General features: G+C 65.6%; 13 protein-coding genes and 1 riboswitch. Of the genes, 9 read left to right on the forward strand and 4 right to left on the reverse strand.

Annotation, left to right across the window (positions count from 1 at the left end; translation table 11 throughout):
- Positions 1-9 precede the first annotated feature (9 nt).
- The 4 genes from dnaK (at position 10) to FHS47_RS10810 (ending at position 5,411) form a co-directional block, all read left to right on the forward strand.
- Complete coding sequence (gene dnaK, locus FHS47_RS10795; RefSeq protein WP_167026822.1) at positions 10-1,935, forward strand: molecular chaperone DnaK; 1,926 nt, start codon at positions 10-12, stop codon at positions 1,933-1,935.
- Between the two features lie 125 nt (positions 1,936-2,060).
- Positions 2,061-3,191, forward strand: a complete 1,131-nt coding sequence (gene dnaJ, locus FHS47_RS10800; RefSeq protein WP_167026824.1) for a molecular chaperone DnaJ — start codon at positions 2,061-2,063, stop codon at positions 3,189-3,191.
- Between the two features lie 188 nt (positions 3,192-3,379).
- On the forward strand, positions 3,380-4,180 hold the full coding sequence (gene dapB / locus FHS47_RS10805; protein WP_167026866.1) for a 4-hydroxy-tetrahydrodipicolinate reductase: 801 nt from the start codon (positions 3,380-3,382) through the stop codon (positions 4,178-4,180).
- Positions 4,181-4,187: 7 nt separating this feature from the next.
- A riboswitch (yybP-ykoY riboswitch) is annotated at positions 4,188-4,383 on the forward strand.
- 20 nt (positions 4,384-4,403) lie between these two features.
- A complete protein-coding gene (locus FHS47_RS10810) occupies positions 4,404-5,411 on the forward strand; it encodes a sodium:calcium antiporter (protein ID WP_167026868.1) in 1,008 nt (335 codons plus the stop codon).
- Between the two features lie 125 nt (positions 5,412-5,536).
- Here the strand turns inward: FHS47_RS10810 and FHS47_RS10815 are convergent, their stop codons facing one another.
- Positions 5,537-6,220: a 2OG-Fe(II) oxygenase gene (locus tag FHS47_RS10815; RefSeq protein ID WP_208381908.1), complete on the reverse strand. Its 684-nt coding sequence runs from the start codon at positions 6,218-6,220 to the stop codon at positions 5,537-5,539.
- 214 nt (positions 6,221-6,434) lie between these two features.
- Here FHS47_RS10815 and carA point away from each other — a divergent pair, with 214 nt between their 5' ends.
- From carA to greA, 3 genes are read left to right on the forward strand one after another with little or no spacing between them, the layout of a single operon-like run.
- On the forward strand, positions 6,435-7,577 hold the full coding sequence (carA, locus tag FHS47_RS10820) for a glutamine-hydrolyzing carbamoyl-phosphate synthase small subunit (protein WP_167026871.1): 1,143 nt from the start codon (positions 6,435-6,437) through the stop codon (positions 7,575-7,577).
- Positions 7,578-7,629: 52 nt separating this feature from the next.
- Positions 7,630-10,857, forward strand: a complete 3,228-nt coding sequence (carB, locus tag FHS47_RS10825) for a carbamoyl-phosphate synthase large subunit (RefSeq protein ID WP_167026874.1) — start codon at positions 7,630-7,632, stop codon at positions 10,855-10,857.
- A complete protein-coding gene (gene greA, locus FHS47_RS10830) occupies positions 10,854-11,336 on the forward strand; it encodes a transcription elongation factor GreA (RefSeq protein WP_167026877.1) in 483 nt (160 codons plus the stop codon). The genes carB and greA overlap by 4 nt, the downstream gene beginning before the upstream one ends.
- 101 nt (positions 11,337-11,437) lie before the next feature.
- Here the strand turns inward: greA and FHS47_RS10835 are convergent, their stop codons facing one another.
- Genes FHS47_RS10835 through FHS47_RS10845 form a run of 3 tightly spaced genes read right to left on the reverse strand, consistent with a single transcriptional unit; the run spans position 11,438 to position 13,299 of the window.
- Positions 11,438-12,328 carry an RNA polymerase sigma-70 factor gene (locus FHS47_RS10835; protein ID WP_167026880.1) on the reverse strand — a complete coding sequence of 297 codons (891 nt, stop codon included), beginning with the start codon at positions 12,326-12,328 and terminating at the stop codon, positions 11,438-11,440.
- Positions 12,329-12,382: 54 nt separating this feature from the next.
- Entirely contained in the window at positions 12,383-12,796 is a 414-nt protein-coding gene (locus FHS47_RS10840; RefSeq protein WP_167026883.1) for a cupin domain-containing protein, read from the reverse strand.
- 23 nt (positions 12,797-12,819) lie between these two features.
- The gene (locus FHS47_RS10845; protein WP_167026886.1) at positions 12,820-13,299 is read right to left on the reverse strand and encodes a carboxymuconolactone decarboxylase family protein; all 480 of its coding nucleotides are present in this window, start codon (positions 13,297-13,299) and stop codon (positions 12,820-12,822) included.
- 140 nt (positions 13,300-13,439) lie between these two features.
- Between FHS47_RS10845 and FHS47_RS10850 the strand changes: the two genes are divergently transcribed.
- Together FHS47_RS10850 and FHS47_RS10855 are read left to right on the forward strand one after the other, a co-directional pair.
- Complete coding sequence (locus FHS47_RS10850; protein ID WP_167026889.1) at positions 13,440-13,724, forward strand: sigma factor-like helix-turn-helix DNA-binding protein; 285 nt, start codon at positions 13,440-13,442, stop codon at positions 13,722-13,724.
- Positions 13,721-14,722 carry a LysR family transcriptional regulator gene (locus FHS47_RS10855; RefSeq protein ID WP_167026892.1) on the forward strand — a complete coding sequence of 334 codons (1,002 nt, stop codon included), beginning with the start codon at positions 13,721-13,723 and terminating at the stop codon, positions 14,720-14,722. Before FHS47_RS10850 ends, FHS47_RS10855 begins: the two co-directional genes overlap by 4 nt.
- Positions 14,723-14,768 lie beyond the last annotated feature (46 nt).

Here is a 14,768-nt window from a genome sequence, read left to right on the forward strand (position 1 = left end):
GCAACTTCAATGGCCAAGATCATCGGCATCGACCTCGGTACGACCAACTCCTGCGTGGCAGTGATGGAGGGCTCGACCGCACGCGTCATCGAGAACGCGGAGGGCGATCGCACCACGCCGTCCATCGTCGCGTTCACCAAGGACAATGAGGTTTTGGTCGGCGCGCCGGCCAAGCGCCAGAGCGTCACCAATCCCAAGAACACCTTCTACGCGGTGAAGCGCCTCATCGGCCGCAAGTTCACCGACGCGGAAGTGCAGAAGGACATCAAGATCGTGCCCTACGGCATCGTGGCGCACGAGAACGGCGACGCGTGGGTGCAGACGGCCGATGGCAAGAAGATGGCCCCGCAGGAAGTCTCCGCGAAGGTCCTCATGAAGATGAAGAAGACCGCCGAGGACTTCCTTGGCGAGCCGGTCACCGAAGCGGTCATCACCGTGCCGGCCTACTTCAACGACAGCCAGCGCCAGGCCACCAAGGACGCCGGCCGCATCGCGGGCCTCGACGTCAAGCGCATCATCAACGAGCCGACCGCGGCCGCGCTGGCCTACGGTCTGGACAAGTCCGCCTCGGGCGACCGCAAGATCGCCGTGTACGACCTCGGCGGCGGCACCTTCGACGTGTCGATCATCGAGATCGCCAACGTCGACGGCGAGAAGCAGTTCGAGGTGCTGGCCACCAACGGTGACACCTTCCTCGGTGGCGAGGATTTCGACAACCGCGTCATCGACTACCTCGTGGAAGAGTTCAAGAAGGAGCAGGGCATCGACCTGCGCCAGGATCAGCTCGCGCTGCAGCGTCTGAAGGACGCCGCCGAGCGCGCCAAGATCGAACTCTCTTCGTCGCACCAGACCGACGTGAACCTGCCGTACGTCACGGCCGACGCCTCGGGTCCGAAGCATCTCAACATCAAGCTGACCCGCGCCAAGCTCGAGTCGCTGGTGGAAGACCTGGTGAAGCGCACCATCGAGCCGTGCCGCACCGCGCTCAACGACGCCGGCCTGCGCGTGTCCGACATCAACGAGGTCATCCTCGTCGGTGGCCAGACCCGCATGCCCAAGGTGCAGGAAGCCGTGAAGGACTTCTTCGGCAAGGAAGCGCGCAAGGACGTCAACCCGGATGAAGCCGTCGCCGTCGGTGCCGCGATCCAGGGCGGCGTGCTGGGCGGTTCCGTCAAGGACGTGCTGCTGCTCGACGTCACCCCGCTGTCGCTCGGTATCGAGACGATGGGCGGCGTGATGACCAAGCTCATCGAGAAGAACACCACGGTGCCCACCAAGGCCTCGCAGGTCTTCTCCACGGCCGACGACAACCAGACCGCCGTCACCGTGCACGTGCTGCAGGGCGAGCGCGAGCGCGCCAACGCCAACAAGTCGCTCGGCAAGTTCGACCTGCAGGGCATCCGTCCGGCGCCGCGCGGCACGCCGCAGATCGAAGTCACCTTCGACATCGACGCCAACGGCATCCTGCACGTGTCGGCCAAGGACAAGGACACCGGCAAGGAGCAGAAGATCGAGATCAAGGCCGGTTCGGGCCTCTCGGACGAAGAGATCCAGCGCATGGTGGCCGACGCCGAGGCCAACCGTGAGGAAGACCGCAAGTTCCACGAACTGGTGCAGGTGCGCAACAAGGCCGACCAGCTTGTGCATGCCACGCGCACCCAGCTGAAGGAGCACGGCGGCAAGGTGCCGGCCGAGCAGATGGCCAGCATCGACGCCGCGGTGTCCGAACTGGAAAAGGTGAAGGACGGCGACGACAAGGCCGCCATCGAGGCGAAGATCACCAATCTCGAGCAGGTAGCGCAGTCGCTCTACGCCGCGGCCCAGGCCGGCGGTGCGCAGGACACCTCGCAGCAGTCGGCTCCGGGCGGCGGTTCGGCCCAGCCCGACGACGTGGTCGATGCCGAGTTCACCGAAGTCAAGGACGACAAGAAGTAAGTCGTGTGTAGAGCGACGTGCCGCGAGCCAGGGGTTCGCGGCACGTCTCCAACGATTGACCGGAACGATCGCGCCGAGGGGCAACCCGTCGGCGCGATCGTCCGTCCAGGGAAAGCAAGCGGGCAATGAGCAGCAAGCGCGACTATTACGAAATCCTCGGTGTGGAACGCACCGTGACGGAAGGGGACCTCAAGAAGACCTTTCGTCGCGTCGCGATGAAGTACCACCCCGATCGCAACCCCGACGATCCGGATGCGATCGAGAAATTCAAGGAAGCCAAGGAAGCCTACGACATCCTCTCCGACGCGCAGAAGCGCGCGGCCTACGACCAGTACGGTCATGCGGCCTTCGAGGGTGGCGGCTACGGTCGCGGCAACGGCGCCGGTTTCGGCGACGTGGGCGATATCTTCGGCGACATTTTCGGTGACATCTTCGGCGGTGGCGGCGGCCGCCAACGCGCGCGCCGCGGCGCCGATCTGCGTTACATGATGGACCTCGATCTCGAGGAAGCCGTGTTTGGCGTCGAGAAGAAGATCGAGGTGCCCACCCAGGTCAATTGCCATCACTGCAACGGCACCGGCTCGGAAGACGGCAAGGTGTCCAAATGCAGCACCTGCGCCGGTCATGGCCGCGTGCGCATGCAGAACGGCATCTTCTCCATTCAGCAGGCCTGCCCGACCTGTCACGGGTCCGGCCAGAAGATCGACAAGCCCTGCAAGAAATGCCACGGCGAAGGGCGTCTCGAGGAAGAGCGCACGCTCTCGGTGCGCATTCCGGCCGGCGTGGACAACGGTGACCGCATCCGCCTCACGGGGCAGGGCGAAGCCGGCCCGGCGGGTGCGCCGGCGGGCGATCTCTACGTGGAAGTGCGCGTTCGCGAGCACGCCATCTTCCAGCGCGACGGTTCGGATCTCTACTGCGAGATGCCGATCCGTTTTGCCCAGGCGGCGCTGGGTACCGAACTGATGGTGCCCACGCTGGAAGGCGAGGTGCCGGTGAACGTGCCGCCGGAAACGCAGACCGGGCAGCAGTTCCGCCTGCGCGGCCGCGGCGTGAAGTCGGTGCGCGGTGGCCGCACGGGCGACCTCATCTGCACGGTGGTCGTGGAAACCCCAGTGCGCCTGACGAAGGAACAACGCGACCTGCTGCAGCAGCTGGAAGCCACCTTCGTCGGCGAAGAAGCCGCGAAACACACGCCGCGCTCCACCACGTTCATGGATGGGGTAAAGGACTTCTGGTCGCGCGTGACGTCCTGAGCCAAGGCGTGGGAGTGATCGCGACGGTGCAGGTCACCGCCCCGATCGTTGTGGGAGCCGGCTATGCCGGCGATCCCGCGGCAGCGGGCAAGCAGGCCGCAAGCACCCCATCGCCGCTGAAGCGGCTCCCACATTGTTGCGCAGTAGTCTAGGATTCGCCGCTTCAGAAGCCCTCGAAGGTTCAGCCCATGTCCCGACCAGTCCGTCTCGCGATCAGTGGCGCTTCCGGCCGCATGGGGCTTGCGCTGTTGAATCTTGCGCGAGACGACGAACGTTTCGAGCTCGTGCGCGCGGTGGTCTCCCCTTCGTCGAGCCGGTTGGGCAAGGCGGTGTACGGCGACGTTTCCCCCGTTCGCTTCGCTGACTGGTCCGGCGACGGCGATGTCGACGTGGTCGTCGACTTCAGCGGTCCGGACGGTCTGCTTGCCGCGCTCGAACGCTGCGAGGCGAGCGGCGCGGCACTGGTCACCGGAACCACGGGCTTGTCGCCGGCTGTGGAAGAACGCCTCGCCAAGGCCGGCGAACGCATCGCGGTGCTGCGCGCGGCGAACTTCAGCCTCGGTGTCGCCGTGCTTACGCGCCTGCTGCGCGAAGCGGCCGCGGCGCTGCCGGGATGGGACCTCGATATCGTCGAGGCGCACCACAACCGCAAGGAAGACGCGCCCTCCGGTACGGCGCTGGCCCTCGGCCATGCCGCTGCGGAAGGACGCGGCGCGGCATTGGAAGACCTGGCCGTCTATGCCCGCGAGGGCCGGCCGGGCGCGCGCAAGGCCGGGACGATCGGTTTCGCGGTGGTTCGCGGTGGCGACATCGTCGGCGAGCACCAGGCGCTGCTGATGGGGCAGGGCGAGCGCATCGAACTCGGCCACCGTGCCACCGACCGTTCCATCTTCGCCCGCGGCGCGCTCGAAGCCGCGGCCTGGATCGCCGGCCGTGCCCCCGGCGCGTGGACCATCGAGGATGTGATCGCAACCTCGAAAGCGTGTTAACATCCGCGCCGAAGTCATTGGGGAGTAGCCATCCTCTTTCCCCTTGAGGAGTTCGCGTCAACAGACTTGGCGGTTTAACGACCCCATGGCGCGAACGGCAGCGGAGCGCAGCGCGCATCCGCCGGCCCGGCGAGACCTTTGGCCATCGACATGCTCACCCGGGCCGGGCGAGCCGTGTCGTTGTGCCATCGGTTCCGCGTGCTCGCCCGGCCTTGTGTGAAACATGCTCCTTACCTGTTTCCTGTTCCTGGTATCGGCCGGGGCCATCTATTTCGCCTGCGAGTATTTCGTCAACGGCGTCGAATGGTTCGGGCGCAAACTCAACCTCGGTGCGACCACCACGGGCACGGTGCTGGCGGCCTTCGGCACGGCGTTGCCCGAGAGCGCGGTGACCTTCGTCGCGGTCATCTTCGGCAAGACCCCGGAAGCGAAGGATATCGGCGTGGGGGCCGCCTTGGGTGGCCCGCTGGTGCTGGCCACGATCGCCTATGCAGTGGTCGGATTCGCTTTATATGCCGGCCGCAAACGACTGAAGCGCAACGACTCTCGGGTGCGGGTAGATAACCGGCGCCTGGCCCGGGACCAAGCCTGGTTCCTGGGCATCTTCGTGGTGAAGATCGGCCTGGGCCTCGTCGCCTTCGCGTGGAAGCCCTGGCTCGGCGTGCTCTTCCTGCTCGCTTATGCCTTCTACGTCTGGCGCGAGATGCGCGACGACACCAGTGGCCCGGAGGACGAGGAACTGGAGCCGCTGACCTTCCGCCGCGACGATCCGAATCCGGCCATGGGCTGGGTGGTGTTGCAGACCGGCCTTGCCCTGCTGGTGATTGCCGTCGCCTCGCGCACCTTCGTCTGGCAACTCGAATCGCTGGGCGAGTTCCTGCACCTCTCGCCGCACCTGGTCGCCCTGGTGCTGAGCCCCGTTGCCACGGAACTGCCCGAGACGGTCAACGCCTTGATCTGGGTCAGGCAAGGCAAGGAGCGGCTGGCGCTGGCGAACATCTCGGGCGCCATGATGATCCAGGCCACCATTCCCAGTTCGCTGGCCTTGTTCGCCACGCCGTGGCTGTTCGATACGCCGCTGATCGTGGCCGGCGCGATCACCGCCGTGGCGGTCGTGGCCTTGTGGGCGATGTTCCGGCGCGGCGCCGTCGAGGCGCGCTGGCTGATGCCGATCGGGGCGCTCTACGGCGTGTTTGCGTTGTTTGTGGGCTGGTATTTCGGGGCGGGTTGACGGTAGCGAGGCGCCTCCGTGGGAGCCGCGCCGCTTTGTGTGGGAGCCGCTTCAGCGGCGATGGGTGCTTGCGGCAAGCCTGCCCGCTGCCGCGGGATCGCCGGCATAGCCGGCTCCCACAAAAGTCAATCCGGGTGGGACGCGTTGCGGTCGCGGTCCGCGCCTACCTTGCGGTCCAGTTTGCCGAAGATCTTCTTGAACGCCCGCGAGAACTTGCCTCGCTTCGTCTTGCGGGCCTTCTCTTCCTCCGAGGTGAGCCACGCCACCTGGATCACCCGGCGCTCGCCCTCGTAGGGCAGGTGGCCGTGGAAGGAGTTCTCCGCGCGGCGGAAGACGGCGAACTCGCCGTAGAGCGGCTTCAACTCGGGCGCAACGACATCGTCGATGTCGTTGATCGAGCGAAGGAAACGCAGGCAGCCGTCGCTGGTGTCCGGCCACATCGGATTGAGATAGATGAGCGCCGTGGCGATTTTCGACTTGCTGTCGGTGTGGATCGTGCCGTGCCGGCGGTTCAGCAGGCGGCACAGGGTGACCAGGGTGGGGTAGTTCTCCAGCCCCTCGATGCCCAGGTGCCGGCCGATCGCCGCCGAAAATTCCCGCGAAGTCATCTGCGCCACCAGCTCATTCACCGATGGGCCGCAGTCGCTGGCGTCGTAGGGGAAAAACCCTGCGCTGCCGTATTGGGGGAAATCGCGGTCGAGGTCCCCGCGCGCCTCGTCCGGAAGCTGCCCGTGCGCGATCATGAACGAAAACGGTTCATGCCTGATGTCGGTGTCGGGGCGTTCCAGCCGGGCGGGGTCGAGCAACATGCGGGCGGTTCTCGGGTGATTCCTCCCCGGCATTGTATCGTGACAGGCGCCATTCCCCGCGGCATTCACCCACACATTCATCAGTCGTTTCCGGTGGACAGAAACGTTCCTGTCACCTATCATTCTTACCCGCCCAACGATTCCTTTTCCCCAAGGCCCACGAGCCGCTTCACGCTGGCTTGCGGGCTTTGCTGCACCCGAAGGCGGCCATCCCATGCGTACTCCTGCTCTGCTTGCTCTCGAAGACGGCAGCGTTTTTCACGGCCACGCGGTCGGTGCCCGCGGTGAGACAGTCGGCGAGGTGGTGTTCAACACCGCCATGACCGGTTATCAGGAAATCCTGACCGACCCGTCGTACTCCCGCCAGATCGTCACCCTCACGTACCCGCACATCGGCAATACCGGCACCAACGACGTCGACGTCGAGGCCGACCGCGTTCACGCGGCGGGACTCATCGTGCGCGACGTGCCGCGCCTGGCCAGCAACTGGCGCAGCGTGGAACCGCTGCCGCACTACCTCCAGCGCCATGGCATCGTCGCCATCGCGGGCATCGACACGCGCCGGCTCACCCGCATCCTTCGCGAGAAGGGCGCGCTGAACGGCTGCATCGTTGCCGGCGACGCCATCGACGCAGACGCCGCGGTGGCGAAGGCCAAGGCTTTCCCCGGCTTGAACGGCATGGACCTGGCCAAGGTAGTGAGCACCACCAAGACCTACCAGTGGTCCGAAGGCGTATACGACCTCGACAAGCAGGCGTTCTACAACGCGCCGAAGAAGTTCAAGGTGGTGGCGTACGACTACGGCGTGAAGCAGAACATCCTGCGCCTGCTCGCCGGCCGTGGCGTCGACATCACGGTGGTTCCGGCCCAGACGCCGGCCGCCGAGGTGCTCGCCATGAACCCCGACGGCGTCTTCCTTGCCAACGGCCCGGGCGACCCGGCCGCGTGCGACTACGCCATCGAATCGACGAAGCAGATCCTCGACACGAAGATTCCCACCTTCGGCATCTGCCTCGGCCACCAGATCATGGCGCTGGCCGTGGGCGCCAAGACGCTGAAGATGAAGTTCGGCCACCACGGCGCGAACCACCCCGTGAAGGATCACGACACGGGCCGCGTGCTGATCAGCTCGCAGAACCACGGTTTTGCCGTGGATCCCGCCACGCTGCCGGCCAACGTTCGCGTCACCCACACCTCGCTGTTCGACGGCTCGCTGCAGGGCTTCGCCCTCACCGACCGCCCCGCGTTCTGCTTCCAGGGCCACCCGGAAGCCAGCCCGGGTCCGGAAGACGTCGGCTACCTGTTCGACACGTTCATTGCCGCGATGGAAGCGCACAAGGCGAAGAAGGCGTCCTGACGCCCCTTCTTAAACGCCGTCCTCCCACGCCATCGATTTGCGAGAGAAAAGCATGCCAAAGCGCAGCGACATCAAGACCATCCTCGTCATCGGCGCCGGCCCGATCGTCATCGGCCAGGCCTGCGAGTTCGATTACTCCGGAGCCCAGGCCTGCAAGGCGCTGAAGGAAGAGGGCTACCGCGTCGTCCTGGTGAATTCGAACCCGGCGACGATCATGACCGATCCGGAGACGGCCGACGCCGTCTACATCGAGCCGATCAACTGGCAGACCGTGGAGCGCATCATCGCCAAGGAGCGCCCCGATGCGGTGCTGCCGACGATGGGCGGCCAGACCGGCCTCAACTGCGCACTCGATCTCGCCGACAACGGCGTGCTCGAGAAGTACGGCGTGGAACTGATCGGCGCGTCGCGCGAGGCCATCCGCATGGCCGAGGACCGCGACCTGTTCCGCAAGGCCATGGCCGACATCGGCCTGGAATGCCCCAAGGCGGCAGTGGCGCGTTCGATGGAGCAGGCGCTGGAAATCCAGACCACCGTCGGCTTCCCCACGATCATCCGCCCGAGCTTCACGCTCGGCGGTTCCGGCGGCGGCATTGCCTACAACAAGGAAGAATTCGTCGAGATCGTCGGCCGCGGCCTCGAACTTTCGCCCGTGCACGAGGTGCTGGTCGAGGAGTCGGTGCTGGGCTGGAAGGAGTTCGAGATGGAAGTGGTCCGCGACAAGGCGGACAACTGCATCATCGTGTGCTCGATCGAGAACTTCGACCCGATGGGCGTCCACACCGGCGATTCGATCACCGTCGCGCCGGCGCAGACGCTCACCGACAAGGAATACCAGCGCCTGCGCAACGCATCCATCGCGGTGCTGCGCAAGATCGGCGTCGACACGGGCGGCTCGAACGTGCAGTTCGGCATCAACGCCGAGGACGGCCGCGTCGTCGTGATCGAAATGAACCCGCGCGTGTCGCGTTCGTCGGCGCTGGCCTCCAAGGCCACCGGTTTCCCGATCGCCAAGGTCGCGGCCAAGCTGGCCGTGGGCTACACGCTCGACGAACTGAAGAACGACATCACCGGCGGCCTCACGCCGGCGTCGTTCGAGCCGTCCATCGATTACGTCGTCACCAAGATTCCCCGCTTCGCCTTCGAGAAGTTCCCGGCCGCCGACGCGCGCCTCACCACGCAGATGAAGTCGGTGGGCGAGGTGATGGCCATGGGTCGCACCTTCCACGAGTCGATGCAGAAGGCCCTGCGCGGTCTGGAAATCGGCAAGAACGGGCTCAACCCCACCGGGCTGGACATCGGCAGCGAGGAAGGCTTCCAGACACTGAAGCGCGAACTGCGCGAGCCGCGTCCTGACCGTGTCTTCCACGTGGCCGATGCCTTCCGTGCCGGCCTCTCGCTGGAGGAAGTGCACGAGCTGACCCGTATCGATCCCTGGTTCCTCGCGGCGTTCGAAGACATCGTGATGACCGAGGGCGAAGTGCAGCGCCAGGGCATCACGGCGCTGGACGAACCGCGCATGCGCGAGCTGAAGCGCATGGGCTTCGCCGATGCGCGCCTGGCCGAACTCGTCGGCACCGACGAAGCCGCCGTGCGCCACCTGCGCCGCACGCTGGGCGTGCGCCCGGTGTACAAGCGCGTGGACTCCTGCGCGGCCGAGTTCGCCACCACCACGGCGTACATGTACTCCACCTATGAGGAGGAGTGCGAGGCCAACCCCACGAACCGGGACAAGATCATCGTGCTCGGCGGTGGCCCCAACCGTATCGGCCAGGGTATCGAGTTCGACTACTGCTGCGTGCATGCGGCCCTCGCCCTGCGCGAGGACGGGTTCGAGACCATCATGGTCAACTGCAACCCGGAAACCGTGTCCACCGACTACGACACGTCCGACCGCCTGTACTTCGAGCCGCTGACGCTGGAAGACGTCCTTGAAATCGTGGATCTCGAGAAGCCGAAGGGCGTCATCGTGCAGTACGGCGGCCAGACCCCGCTGAAGCTGGCGCGCGCGCTCGAAGCGGCGGGCGTGCCGGTCATCGGCACCAGCGCCGACTCGATCGACCTCGCGGAGGACCGCGAGCGCTTCCAGAAGATGATCCAGAAGCTCAACCTGAAGCAGCCGCCGAACCGCACGGCCCGCAACGCCGACGAGGCGCTGGCCCTGGCGCGCGAGATCGGCTACCCGTTGGTGGTGCGTCCCAGCTACGTGCTCGGCGGCCGCGCCATGGAAATCGTCTACGCCGACGCCGACCTGTCGCGCTACATCCGCGAGGCCGTGCAGGTGTCGAACGAATCGCCGGTGCTGCTCGACCGCTTCCTCGACCACGCGGTGGAAGTGGACGTGGACATCGTCGCGGATGCCGAAGGCAACGTGCTGGTGGGCGGCATCATGGAGCACATCGAGGAAGCCGGCGTGCACTCGGGCGACTCCTCGTGCTCGCTGCCGCCGTACTCGCTGAGCGCCGAAGTGCAGGATGAAATGCGCCGCCAGGTGAAGCTGATGGCGCAGGAACTGAAGGTCATCGGCCTCATGAATACCCAGTTCGCGATCCAGGGCGACGAGGTGTTCATCCTCGAGGTGAACCCCCGCGCTTCGCGCACGGTGCCGTTCGTGTGCAAGGCCACGGGCATGTCGCTGGCGAAGATCGCCGCGCGCGCCATGGCCGGCCGCACGCTCGTCGACCAGGGCGCGACGAAGGAAATCATTCCGTCGTATTACTCGGTGAAGGAAGCGATCTTCCCGTTCCTGAAGTTCCAGAACGTCGATCCGATCCTTGGCCCGGAGATGCGCTCCACGGGCGAGGTCATGGGCGTGGGCCGCAGCTTCGGTGCCGCGTTCGCGCGCGGCCACGAGGCCGCCGGCATCAAGGCGCCGCCGAAGGGCAAGGTGTTCATGTCGGTGCGTGACGCCGACAAGGACCGCCTGCTGCCGATCGCGCAGGACGTGGCCGCCCGCGGCTATGTCATCGTCGCCACGTCGGGCACGGCGAAGTTCCTGCAGGACAATGGCGTGGCATGCGAGCGCATCAACAAGGTGCTCGAGGGCCGTCCGCACATCGTCGACCTGATCAAGAACGGCGAAGTGGTGTATATCGTCAACACGACGGAAGGCAAGCAGGCCATTTCCGATTCGTTCTCGATCCGCCGCGAGGCGCTGCAGCAGCGCGTCACGTATTCCACGACCGTCGCAGGCGCGCGCGCCCTCGTGCATTCGCTGGACTTCCACGCCGACGGCGAGGTCAACAGCCTGCAGGACCTGCACAAGGAGCTTCACGCATGAGCAGCACACGTCCCCCGCTGACCAAGAAGGGCGCGGATCGTCTCCGCGCCGAACTGGAGCAACTGAAGGGCCCGAAGCGCCAGGAACTGATCAACGCCGTGGCAGAGGCCCGCGCGCACGGCGACCTCAAGGAAAACGCCGAGTACCACGCGGCGCGCGAGCTGCATGGGTTCAACGAAGGCCGCATCAACGAGCTGGAGGCCGCGCTGTCGAACTCCGAAGTGATCGACACCGAACGCCTCAATCCGGGCAAGAAGATCGTCTTCGGCGCCATCGTCGACCTCGTGGATCTCGATAGCGACGCGAAAGTGACCTACACGATCGTTGGCGACATCGAAGCCGACATCAAGCAGAACCTCATTGCCGTGTCGTCGCCGATCGCGCGCGCGCTCATCGGCAAGAGCGAAGGCGACGAGTTCGATTTCACCGCTCCCAACGGCGTGAAGAGCTACGAGATCACTGGCGTCCGCTACAGCTGATTCGCCACCCGTCCGTCGTTCCTGCGAAGGCAGGAACCCAGTGACTCGTTCGTGCGTGGCGCATCAGACGCTGGGCCCCTGCCTTCGCAGGGGCGACGGTGTCAGTCTGCACGAAACCCCTGCAACCCACGCGCAATCCGGGCAAGCTTGTCCGGATTGCGCTGCACGTGGATGCTGAGGATCTTCTCCCCGTCGGTTACATACGTCTGTGCCGATTCCAGTGCGCCGTCGAGATAACGCAGCAGCGACCATTCGCCATTGATGCGTGCAAGGCGCACCTGCACGCCGTCGCCGTATCGCAGGTGCGCGGCGAAGAACAGCTGGGCAATACGCTGGCCGCCGACCATCGGTTTCGGGAACGTGGTGACTTTTCCGCCGCCGTCGCCCCGGAGGTCCGCGTCCACGGCCAGCAACGACCGCAGCGTCTGGAAGTCGCCGCGCATCATGGCGTCGGCGAAACGGCGCATCAGGCCAAGGTGCGTGTCGTTCGGTACCGTCTGGCGCGGACGCTCGTCGCGCAGCTGATCCTTGGCCCGGTGCACAAGCTGGCGGCAGGCCGCCTCGCTCTTGCCCAGGGTGTCGGCGATCTCGGGGTAGTCGGCATCCAGCACCTCGCGGAGGATGAACGCGGCCCGCGCTTCCGGGGAAAGGCGCTCAAGCAGCAGGAGGAACGCGACGGAGACGTCGCCCGCCAGTTCCTGCAATTCCTCGGGTGACGCGCCCTCATCGGTCAGGATCGGCTCCGGCAGCCAGATCCCCACATAGTCCTCGCGCCGTGCCTTGGCGGCACGCAGGCGGTCGATGGCACGCCGTGTGGTGGCGGCCACCAGCCAGGCCTCGGGATTCTCGACGGTGTGGTGCTCGATGCCGTTCCAGCTCAGCCAGATGTCCTGGACCACGTCCTCCGATTCCGCCACGGAGCCGAGCATCCGATAGGCGATGCCATGCAGGCGCGGTCGCAGGGCTGAGAAAACGGCGGTGGCTTCGTTCATACCCATCCAGACGATTCTGCCACCGCGTTTGTGACGCGTCTTGGGCAAAATCGTTCAGCGGACGGGCATCACCAGGGGCTTGCCCTTGTCCTTCAGGATGAACACCACGAACCGTGCCGGTTCGGTCTTGCTCGCGTTGCGGCCTACGGTGTGAATGTCGTCGGGGCCTTCATAGAAGGTGTCGCCGGCCTTCAGGGTCTGCTCCGGCTTGCCCTTCACACCCATCACGATGTTGCCTTCGATCACGTAAAGCATGGCGTGGGCGTCGTGACGGTGCACGTGCTCGATGGCTCCGGGCGGGTAATCCACGGAAATCAGGGTGATTTCCTTGCCCGGGTTGTCTTTCAGCGCCTTCGTCATGAGGTCCTTGACGTCGGGCTGGGGTGCGCCGTCGGCGGGATCCTTCTGGGCCAGGGCGAGTGCCGGGGCGAAGGCGAGGAGGAGGGCGAGCAGCTTGGCGATACGCATGGTGGAATCCTCGGTTAGTGGGCTCAGGAGAGGCCCGCCTTGTTCAGGCCCCATGCCTTGTCGAATGCGCCGGGCACGGGAAGGAAGGCCACGTTGGCGCGGTTCCATGCGTTGATGACCATGATCTGGAACGTCAGGTCGGAGAGTTCCTTCTCGGAGAAATGGGCGCGGACGCGTTCGTAAAGCTCGTCGGGAACGCCGTGCTCGGGAATACGGGTCAGTGCTTCGGTCCAGGCCAGCGCGGCGCGCTCGCGCGGCTCGAACATGGGCGATTCCCGCCAGATGGCCACGTGGTACAGGCGCAATTCGCGCTCGCCGTGGATCTTCGCTTCCTTGTTGTGCATGTCCACGCAAAACGCGCAGCCGTTCAATTGCGAGGCGCGGATGTTCACCAGGTCGTTGATCGTCTCGCCCAGGGTGGACTTCTTGTACAGGGCGCTGAGCTCCATGAGCTTCTTGACCATGTCCGGGGACTGCTGCATGTAATCGAGGCGCTGCGTCATGGGTAGGTACTCTGTGGGAGATGAGCGAAAGGCTATGGCCGTACGGTCGCGTGGAGTAGACACGCGGTCGTGATCACGGCGTTGCCCGCCGGACACCAATCGCCCTGTCACAGCCCGGGTGGCTGTTACGTCTGTAGGGTATGGACCCTCATACCTCCGTCTACGAAAGTCTGCGCAGACAGCTATCGACGAAGCAGCCGCTGGACGCCGTTTTCGTCGGCTTGCTGGACACGTTGGAGGCCTTGCCCCCGGACGCGCGCGTGGCCTTCCTGATGAGCGACATCTTCGAAGCCGGTATCGACGAGGTTTCCCTGCTGCTGCGCCGCGACGCCGCCGCCTGTCGCGAACTCCTCCGGGTCGCGCGCTCTTTCATACAGGAGGCCGGCGTATGCCGGGCTCCGCTCCGAAACGAGGATCAGTCATGAACTCCTATCCGCCGTCGGTCTGCGGGGGCGCGGACGCGCTTGCCACCTCCTTCTCGGCGAGCTACGCAGGGGTGATCGCCTTCATCGCCGTAGTGAACGAGGGGAGTTTCGCGCGCGCCGCGGATCGCCTCGGCATCGGCCGGTCGGCGGTCAGCCGCAGCGTGCAGAAGCTGGAGCAGCAGGTGGGCGCCCGGCTTTTCTCGCGCACCACGCGCAGCACAGCACTCACCCACGAAGGGGAGATCTTTTTCGAGAACTGCCATCCCGGCGTGGAGAAGATCGCCCAGGCCCTGGACGACATGCGCGAACTGCAAGACGGGCCGCCGCGCGGACAACTGCGGATAGGCGCGCCGGTAGGGTTCGGACGCAAGGTGGTGGCGCCGCTGCTGAACCGTTTTCGCGAAAGCTATCCGGGTATAGCGATCGACCTGTTGCTCGACGATCGATCATTCGATTTCACGGGCGACCGCATCGATGTGGCCTTCCGCAACGGACGCATGGAGGACAGTCAGATCGTCGCGCGGCAGGTCGTTCCGATGCAGATGTTCGTATGCGCCACGCCCGATTACCTGCGCGATCACGGTGCGATCGAAAGTGTCGAGGCGCTGGCCGCACACCACGGTATCCACTACCGCGCGGGATCGGGGCGCATCGACGAGTGGGAGTTCAAGGTCGATGGCCGCCTGCGCAAGGCGCTGCCCCCGGCCATGGAGGTGTTCAACGACACCGATCTGGTGCTGCAAGCCGTGCTCGACGGACGCGGCATCGGCCAACTCGCGGGATACCAGGTGTGCGAACACCTGCGCTCCGGGCGCCTGGTGGCGTGCCTCCCCCAATACGCTCCCGACGATCGCGGCCACTACGTGTGCTACCAAAGTCGCCGGCAACTGCCGTCGCGAATCCGTGTGTTCATCGATTTCATGATCGCTGCCATTCGTGCGCTGGATCTGGAATGCGGCAGCGGCTTGCCCATTGGTGTCGCAGCGGCAACATGGTGATCCCGCCGACGGCGCTACCCGGTGCCGTCCGCCGAACCTACGATGA

The sequence above is a fragment of the Luteibacter sp. SG786 genome, from assembly GCF_011759605.1.
Classification (GTDB): Bacteria; Pseudomonadota; Gammaproteobacteria; order Xanthomonadales; family Rhodanobacteraceae; genus Luteibacter.